The 2583-nt window shown below is 61.3% G+C and carries 3 protein-coding genes; all 3 read left to right on the top strand.

The annotated features are described in order from the left end of the window. The coding region (locus QRN36_RS19345) for a hypothetical protein (protein WP_285425547.1) at positions 1-307 on the top strand (307 nt) is incomplete at its 5' end. Then, a complete protein-coding gene (gene selD / locus QRN36_RS19340) occupies positions 304-1338 on the top strand; it encodes a selenide, water dikinase SelD (RefSeq protein WP_285425546.1) in 1035 nt (344 codons plus the stop codon). The genes QRN36_RS19345 and selD, both read left to right, overlap by 4 nt. After that, the gene (mnmH, locus tag QRN36_RS19335) at positions 1338-2438 is read left to right on the top strand and encodes a tRNA 2-selenouridine(34) synthase MnmH (protein WP_285425545.1); all 1101 of its coding nucleotides are present in this window, start codon (positions 1338-1340) and stop codon (positions 2436-2438) included. Before selD ends, mnmH begins: the two co-directional genes overlap by 1 nt. Positions 2439-2583 lie beyond the last annotated feature (145 nt).

Here is a 2583-nt window from a genome sequence, read left to right as displayed (position 1 = left end):
GCATGCTGTGGACATGCAGTGGCTGGAAATCAGCCTCGCGAGCAAGCTCGCTCCCGCGGGATTTGTGTCTGGTCAGAGAGCCCGCGGATGTCCGGAGATCTTTGTGGGAGTGAGCTTGCTCACGAAACGGCCGGTACAGCCGCTGAAGCTACAGCGATTGGAAACCAGCCCTCGCGAGCAGCTGTTCTCCGGCGATCCAGACGTTGCCCGCAGCCCGGGCGATGCAGTTCCGACCATCCTCCCATACCACCGGCATGGCCCGGCTCTGGTAGACTTCAGCGCCTTGAAACTCAGGGGTCTCTCATGAACGACACAGTTCGCCTTACCCAATACAGCCACGGCGCCGGTTGCGGCTGCAAGATTTCTCCCAAAGTCCTGGAAACCATTCTCGCCGGCAGTGGCGCGCAGAACCTCGATCCGCGGCTGTGGGTCGGTAATGCGTCGCGTGACGACGCTGCGGTGTACGCCATTGACGATGAGAAAGGCGTGGTGTCGACCACCGACTTTTTCATGCCGATCGTCGACGATCCTTTCGATTTCGGCCGGATCGCCGCCACCAACGCGATCAGCGACATTTACGCGATGGGTGGCGATCCGCTGATGGCCATCGCCATTCTCGGCTGGCCGGTCAACGTGCTTGCCCCGGAAATCGCCCGCGAAGTGATTCGGGGTGGTCGCGCCGTGTGTGACGCCGCCGGTATCCCCCTGGCCGGTGGCCATTCGATCGACGCGCCGGAGCCGATTTTCGGGCTCGCCGTCACCGGTCTGGTGGAAAAACGCTTCATGAAGCGCAATGACACCGCGACGGTCGGGAGCAAATTATTCCTCACCAAGCCGCTGGGCATCGGCATCCTCACCACGGCCGAGAAGAAAGGCCTGTTGCGCGACGAAGAAGTGGGCCTGGCGCGCGATGTCATGTGCACGCTGAACAAACCTGGCAGCCGCTTTTCGAAACTCGCGGGCGTGACGGCGATGACCGACGTGACCGGATTCGGGTTGCTCGGGCATCTGGTGGAAATGGCCGATGGCAGTCAGGTCACCGCGCGGCTGAACGCGGCGGCAGTGCCGCGTCTGGGCAGCGTCGATTTCTACATAGAGCAGAACTGCATCCCAGGCGGCACCCATCGCAATTACGACAGCTACGGCGAGCGCATTGGCGCGCTGAGCGAGGCGCAGAAGTTGCTGCTGTGCGATCCGCAGACCAGCGGTGGCCTGCTGATTGCCGTCGAGCCGGCCGAAGAACAGGCGTTTCTTGCACTGGCCGGCGAGCTGGGTTTGAGTCTTGCGCCGATCGGTGAACTGGTGGAGCGACAGCGACTTGCTGTCGAGGTGGTCTGATGCGCGATAACAGCGCCCATTTTCGCGACATTTTTCTGCACGACGTACCGCTGATGGACGTGCGCGCTCCGGTGGAATTCAGCAAGGGCGCGTTTCCCGGGGTGATCAACCTGCCGCTGATGAACGACATCGAACGGCAGAAAGTCGGCACCAGTTACAAACAAGAAGGCCAGCAAGCGGCGATCGAACTGGGCCACAAGCTGGTGAGCGGCGCGCTCAAGGAGGCCAGGATCGAAGCCTGGTCTTCGTTCGCGCGCAACAATCCGCACGGTTTTCTTTACTGTTTTCGCGGCGGCCTGCGTTCGCAGATCACCCAGCAATGGCTCAAGGACGAGGCAGGCATCCAGTACCCGCGGGTGATCGGTGGCTATAAGGCGATGCGCAATTTCCTGATCGGGATCACCGAGCAGGCCGTCGCCGAATGCGATTTCGTGCTGATCGGCGGTCTGACCGGCACCGGCAAAACGGAAGTCTTGCAGCAGCTGGATAACGCGCTGGATCTGGAAGGCCATGCCAATCATCGCGGCTCGAGCTTCGGCAAGCACGCCACCTCGCAGCCGGGCCAGATCGATTTCGAGAACATGCTGTCGATCGACATTTTGAAGAAGCGCGCCCGGCATCTGCATCAGTTCGTCATCGAGGATGAAGGGCGAATCGTCGGCAGCCGCGCCGTGCCGCTGGAGTTGTACCGCACGATGCAGGCCGCGCCACTGGTGTGGCTGGAGGACAGTTTCGACGGGCGCATGGAGCGGATTCTCAAGGATTACGTGATTGATCTGTGCGCTGAATTCATTGCCGTGCAAGGCATCGAAAGCGGATTCGGCGCCTACGCCGAGCGTCTGAAGCAGAGCTTGTCCAGCATCGTGCGGCGGCTGGGCGGCGAGCGGTATCAGCGCCTGGCAGCGATCATGGACAGCGCGCTGGAAGAACAGGCGCGCAGCGGGGCGGTGGATCAGCACCGTGGCTGGATCAGCGCCATGCTCAGCGAATACTACGACCCGATGTACGCCTACCAGCGTGACAGCAAAAACGCCCGGATCGAATTTGCCGGGGATCAGCAGGCCGTCGTCGAATACCTGAGACACCGAAGCGCGAAGTAAACGAGTGCCCCGCGGGATTCAGCGTTATCGGTTACAAACCGAGCATGAGACTTGTAGGAGTGAGCTTGCTCGCGAAGACTGAATTCCAACCGCTGCATCTTCTGCGGATGTACCGGCCTCTTCGTGAGCAAGCTCACTCCCACAG

The sequence above is a fragment of the Pseudomonas sp. efr-133-TYG-103a genome, assembly GCF_030209235.1.
GTDB lineage: Bacteria > Pseudomonadota > Gammaproteobacteria > Pseudomonadales > Pseudomonadaceae > Aquipseudomonas.
This window is presented reverse-complemented; position numbering and strand designations above follow the sequence as displayed.